This is a genomic window from Malikia spinosa (assembly GCF_002980625.1).
Taxonomy (GTDB): domain Bacteria; phylum Pseudomonadota; class Gammaproteobacteria; order Burkholderiales; family Burkholderiaceae_C; genus Malikia; species Malikia spinosa.
In genome coordinates, this window is sequence record NZ_PVLR01000075.1 from 1 (window position 1) to 530 (window position 530).

Consider the following 530-nt stretch of genomic DNA (forward strand, 5'->3'; position numbering starts at 1 on the left):
CCGTCCGGGTTGCCGCTCTGCCAGCGCCAGGTGTCGAGCATCATCTGGTCCAGGCCGCGTGTGGCTTGCCAGCCCAGTTCGCGCTGCGCCTTGGTTGCGTCGGCCCAGTATTCGGCCAGATCGCCCGAGCGGCGTGGCGCGATACGGTAGGGCACCGCCCGTCCCGAGGCCTGCTCGAAGGCGCGCACGATGTCGAGCACGCTGTAGCCGATGCCGGTGCCCAGGTTCCAGGTGCTTAGGCCGCTCCCGGTCGCCAGCGCCTGCAGCGCCTTCAGGTGACCGTCGGCCAGGTCGACCACATGGATGTAGTCGCGCCGGCCGGTGCCGTCAGGCGTCGGATAGTCGTCGCCGAAGATCGCGAGCTCCTTGAGCTTGCCGACCGCGACCTGGCTGACATAGGGCAGCAGGTTGTTCGGAATCCCGTTCGGGTCTTCGCCGATCAGGCCGCTCTCGTGTGCGCCGACCGGATTGAAGTAGCGCAGCACCGCGATCGCCCAGCGCGGATCGGAGTGATGCAGGTCCTGCAGCAA

The 530-nt window shown here is 68.1% G+C and carries 1 protein-coding gene; it reads right to left on the reverse strand.

Translation table 11 applies throughout. The annotated features are described in order from the left end of the window. Positions 1-530: GDP-mannose 4,6-dehydratase (locus tag C6P61_RS17075; RefSeq protein ID WP_146115091.1), on the reverse strand; the 530-nt coding region annotated here is incomplete at both ends.